Annotated in this window: 2 protein-coding genes; both read right to left on the reverse strand. The window is 40.9% G+C overall.

The window, feature by feature from the left end; all coding sequences use genetic code 11:
- Nucleotides 1–151: 151 nt before the first annotated feature.
- Nucleotides 152–1,513 carry a PorV/PorQ family protein gene (locus AB1414_13870; protein MEW6608509.1) on the reverse strand — a complete coding sequence of 454 codons (1,362 nt, stop codon included), beginning with the start codon at nucleotides 1,511–1,513 and terminating at the stop codon, nucleotides 152–154.
- Nucleotides 1,514–1,790: 277 nt separating this feature from the next.
- Nucleotides 1,791–5,948 (reverse strand): T9SS type A sorting domain-containing protein (locus AB1414_13875; protein ID MEW6608510.1); only part of this gene is annotated, 4,158 nt, incomplete at its 5' end.

Genomic DNA, 5,948 nt, shown 5'->3' on the forward strand with positions numbered 1-5,948 from the left:
AAGAAGTGAGTAGGATGCTTATAGGTTTAATCAAATCAATTAAGAGTAAAATAGTATGAAGTATTTTCCCCTCTTCCTACTTCCTACTTTCCTACTTCCTACTTGCTTGGTATGCTGAATAGTTACCACTTTTGATATATACCCTGAACGGTTACTTACTTACAAATACATAACATACCCAACCAATCGTTCCATCTGGTAGCAAAACCTTATAATACCATTTCGAATCATCTATTAACATAAGTTTTGTTCCTTTATGGACGGTGGTTATCCTATCATAAGTAGCACCGGGACCTGACCAGATATCTACCTCATCCATCAGCACGATAACCTGTTTCTTTGGAATAACAGGTTCTGGAGGTATTTCTCCTGGTAGTTTGAGTTCAGGTAATAACTCAGGTGGTTTTATAGGCACAATCTCTTTTGGTTTTTCAGGAATAATCTCTTTGGGTTTAACTTCAGGTTTTATCTCAGGAACAACCTCTGGTATAGGAGCAGGTTTGACCTCTTTTACCTCTGGTTTTTCTTCAGGAATAACTACTGGTGCTGGAACTGGTGGAGTTATCGCTTCTTCTGGTATCGCCATCGGGATTAGCTTCATTACAAATGCAATACAGTGTGTATCTCCTAAATCTCCATAAGGCACATAGGCATAGTCTAAGAAATATGTATTACCCAATCCTAACCCAAATCCACCGGTAAGGCCAACAGGTGCACTTTTATATAAATCTAATTTCTGGTCTTTGGTAAACCATCTATATCCCATTCGTAAGGCAAGGATATTACCAATTTTTGACTCGACGCCAAGACAAATTAATGGGTCATTATCAATTGCCTTATTAACATCCAGGGCTAATGTCAAACCTTTATTCTGGTAGGATAGACCTGTTTTAAAATTTAGCGGTAAGGGAAATCCGTCATTGACAAATTTTATTTTTGTGCCTATATTTTGCACAACAAATCCCCAATTTAAGAATTTTGTAGGTTTATATATCAGTCCAATATCCCCAGCAAGACCCATAGCTGAGACATCGGCAATCTTCTGGTGAATATATTTTAAATTGGCGCCAAGCAATAAGTTCTCTTTTAATGCTTGAGCAAAAGACACAGCAACTCCCGCATCTTCTGCCTTAAAAGTGCCAACAACTGTTTTATCCTTTTTAATTTCCTGTATCTTCCCTTCGTCCAGGTAAATTATCGAAACACCTAATGCTCCTTTATCCATAGGTTGCAAATATCCTAAATAACCACCATTAATCCCTTCAAACCAGTTTTTATGGATAGCAGTAAGTTGAAATTCTTTTACCCGGGCTAAGCCGGCTGGGTTCCAGTAAGCGGCATTAATGTCATCGGCTATTGAACAAAATGCCTCACCCATTGCCGCTGGCCGCGCTCCAATAGCCAATTTTAAGAAATTAGCCGCGGTTGCCCCTGGTTTCTTAGTCTCGCCATAAACCAGTGTTGACTGAATAATGCAAATACATAAAATTAATAATTTAAACCTTTTCATCATCGTCTTACCTCTTTACTTAATCTCTATTGCCTTCACCACGGAGACACAGAGGCACTGAGAACAACCCCCTAACCCCCTTTATTAAGGGGGAATAAACAACGAAAGGCACGAAAGATGCGAAAAATAAAGGATGTCTTTTTCGTGTTTTTCGTTGTTGTATCCCAAAATTCAAATGTGATAAACTTCTACTGCTACCCCAATTATCTGTTCTGTAATCTGCTTTTTCTAAAATCATTCTCCGTGTTTCTGTGTCTCTGTGGTGATAACTCTTTCCTCCTTACCGTATCACGGCAATTTTACCTCTGATTATCTCATTTTCATCATGAATAATATAGATATAAACACCACTTGCCACTGGTTGATTATAATCATTCTTAATGTCCCATTTAGCCATACCGGCTACTTTTTCTTTTATCCAGACTAATTCACCTGAGATAGTATAAATTCTAATAACGGCATTATTACTTAAGTTTTCAAAAATAACCTCGGTATCACCTTTATTTACCCGCACCGGGTTAGGATAAACCAATACTTTCGTCAGGTCAGGTGCGGTTGCCTCACCAATTAAGACAAATATTGAAAAACTACCTGCCTCTGCCCAAACCCAGTTGTTAGTGCGGTCAGGTAATTGGTTATCTATTTTCTTCCACTCGTTATTTTGTAAGCCGTATATCCACAATGTCCTTTCCTTGACATTAATTCCGTTAATATCAACATATTCTTCATCTGGAGTTGTATCTTCGTATGGAATAGTAATCGTTATGGTTCCCACCTGGGTTATAGTGCCACCTGCGGCGTTTTTAATATTAAATTCCCGAATATTCGTATATTTATAAGCAGATGAAATCTTATTATTTGCGTTGGCAATATCAGGATTGGTCTGGGCTGTAGGTGTGCCAATAACCACATAATAATCAGTGGCTATTGTATTATCAGGGATTCTTATCTCGGTAACTAAATTATCCGGCGTCATAAGTGTTTCCGTCCCAATAAGTTCTTTATGCAGTAATATCACCAGAGTAATAGTTCCTTGAATGTTATCTTTATAAGCAGTAATTATCACCGGTCCTGCTTTAGATATAATCAGGTTCATAGTTGCCACTCCATCTGTCATTGTCCCTTGATATGGAGTAATTATATTTTGTGGTGTTAATGTAAATGTAGTTGAGGTCGGAACTAAATTGTCTTTTTTATCACGGGCAGAAATGGTCATTGTTCCTTGTTCATTCTTAAACCACTGCAGGATAGAATCAAGATTAAAATGGTCTAATTCGCCTACGGTAACATAGACCGTAGCCGTAGTGCCGATTAAAGTATAGGTAGCATAAATCGTATGGGTTCCCATCTGTCCCGCGGTATAAACATTAGCGGTCATAGTGCCTGCCGGGTCATCTGTGGCAAATTGTGTTTGGGCGGTTACTGTCCAGGTATTGCCCTGGGAATCTTGAGCAATAGTTGTATAACTAATTGTGCCTGCCGCACCTACAACCGAGGTCGCTGGATTGATAAAAAGTGAGGTAGCACTACCGTGTTCAACATAGACGGTCGCCGTCGCCACTACTCCATCAATCGTAAAGGTTCCGGTAATCATCCAGATGCCAACTTTACCCGCGGTATAAGTGCCATGTTCAGTTATCGTTCCTATTGGGTCATCCGTGGCAAATTGTGTAAGTGATGTAACAGTCCATGTATTTCCTTTTGTATCTCTGGCAATTGCCTGATATGAAATCTGCTCTCCAGCTTTAAGTGTTAAGGTTGCGGGAATTATATTTAAGGCAGTGGCTGTGCCCACAATAACATTAACTGTGGTGGTGGTAGCAACTTTAGTAGAATTTTTAGTATATGTCCCGTATATTTGCCATACCCCTGATTTACCTGCAGTGTAAGTTCCATAGTCTGTTATAGTCCCTATCGGGTCATCCGTGGCAAATTGTGTTTGAGCGGTTACTGTCCAGGTATTGCCTTTTGTATCCTCAGCGATTGCCGTGTAATTAACCATATCCCCTGCTTTGACTGTTGTTCCTTCAGGAATGATAGTTAAGGCTGTTGGTGTGCCTACACTAACTATAACATAAGTCGAAGTCCCCACACCACTGGTATGCGTTCCGGCAATCGTCCAGGTGCCAACTTTGCCGGCAGTATAAACTTCTTTGCCGGCAGTCATCGTTCCTGCCGGGTCATTTGTGGCAAATTGTGTTTCTGTGGTTACTGTCCAGGTATTGCCTTTTGTATCCTCAGCAATTGCCGTATAACTAACCATATTTCCTGCTTTGACTGTTGTTCCTTGAGGAACAATGGATAGAGTAGTTGGTGTCCCTGGAGCAACGATAACATAAGTCGAAGTCCCCACACCACTGGTATGTGTCCCGGCAATCGTCCAGGTGCCAACTTTACCCGCAGTATAAATTTCTTTCCCGGCAGTCATCGTTCCTTCTGGGTCATTCGTGGCAAATTGTGTTTGTGCGGTTACTGTCCAGGTATTGCCTTTTGTATCCTCAGCAATTGCCGTGTAACTAACCATATCCCCTGCCTTGACTGTTGTTCCTTCAGGAATGATAGTTAAGGCTGTTGGTGTGCCCACACTAACTATAACATAAGTCGATGTCCCCACACCACTGGTATGTGTCCCGGCAATCGTCCAGGTGCCAACCTTGCCCGCAGTATAAATTTCTTTCCCGGCGGTCATCGTGCCTGCTGGGTCATTTGTGGCAAATTGTGTTTGTGCGGTTACTGTCCAGGTATTGCCTTTTGTATCCTCAGCAATTGCCGTATAACTAACCATATCCCCTGCTTTGATTGTTGTTCCTTGAGGAATGATAGTCAAGGCAGTTGGTGTGCCCACACTAACTATAACATAAATCGATGTCCCCACACCACTGGTATGCGTCCCGGCAATCGTCCAGGTGCCTACCTTACCAGCCGTATAAACATTAGCGGTCATCGTTCCTGCTGGGTCATTTGTAGCAAACTTTGTTTCTGCGGTTACTGTCCAGGTATTGCCATAACTATCCACAGCCGTAACCTCATACTTTACCTCACTGTTAGAGGTAGTTGTGGCGCCGTGGGGTGAGATTAAGACTGAAGTAACGCTACCAGGATTTACAGTAATCGTCGCTATTGCCGTGATACTCCCTGAGGTAACCGCAATCGTGCCCGTCATTGCCTTTGTCCCTGCTTGAAAAATGGTAAATGTCCCTTTTTCTGACATAAAGGTAAAACTACCCAATAAATTACTACTCACTGTCCAGGTATAACCTGCCTCTGGCAGTATTTCAAAATGTGAACTGGTATATCCTTTCGCCATAAATGAGGCTGTGCCAATCTGGGCAATGGTTGAAGTTGCCGGTTCGATAATAATGTATGCCAGCTCACCACCAATGATATTAAAAGGATTACTTGTGCCAACTTTAGAAAAGGCATCTTTAGCAATTATCCGGGCATTGATTTGATTATTATAAATTGTTACAGTCCCACACCATGTCCCTGTTCCATCAGGAATACTAACTTGCGAAGGGATAATAATGTTACTCTGAACTTCTAAATCAACGACTATAGGAGAATGAGGTATATCATAATTATTCCCAAATTCATCCTTTGCAAAGATAGTAATTGTCCCCGGAATACCAACATTCATCGTCCCGATATAATCAAATTCAAAATGAGTATATGGCTGAGGATAAACTGTAAAAAGACCACTTGTCCCTATCTTCCCATCTGATTGGACAATGATATAAATATTATTACCCGCAGTGGTAATAGAAGCATTATCAGCAAAATAACCGTTATTAAATGTAATCACATCGGGCGTAATTGTTCCAGGGATATTAAGCCCTAAGCTCGCTGTACCATTATATGGCGGGAAAGGACTCATACCATTTCCCAGCCGCTTACCGTTTTTATCTTGAGCCTCTATCCCAATGGTAAATCCTACCCCTGCATAAGCAACATAAGGAGGAGGGACAGAAAACGCAAAATGGTCAAGAGTGGGTATGCTACCGATTAAAATATAAGTTGCTGGAAGATGAGGGATAGAGACAGTAACTATATTTAACTCTGTATTAACCGTTCCTGGTATAAGAACCCATTGGCTATTATCTTCATCAAGACGATAAATCTTTAATGATTCTTCAAATACTACCCAGTGCCCAGTATTGACATATCCCGCATAGGTAGGATCCTCTAAATACGAGATGCTAAGTGTCACGGTATCAGTTTCAAAGGTTTGCTGTAGAAGTGTTGGTGTGCCACTAAAAACCTTTATCTCACGGATTGATAATGGCACTTCTTCAAGTGTTGGGTCAAGATTACTGTTAGCTGTATCAATCATCACACTTGAGGTCGCAGGATTAATATCTGGATAATAATCTATTCCTTGAAAAACGCCATTTTTAAAGGCAATTGTCGTTGTTCCCTGAGCAAATATCTTTGTCACCGT

The organism is bacterium (assembly GCA_040755795.1).
Taxonomy (GTDB): domain Bacteria; phylum UBA9089; class CG2-30-40-21; order CG2-30-40-21; family SBAY01; genus JBFLXS01.

Excerpts from the sequence above, each read along its gene's own strand:
- AB1414_13870 (MEW6608509.1), bottom strand. The coding sequence starts at position 1,513 with ATGATGAAAAGGTTTAAATTATTAATTTTATGTATTTGCATTATTCAG.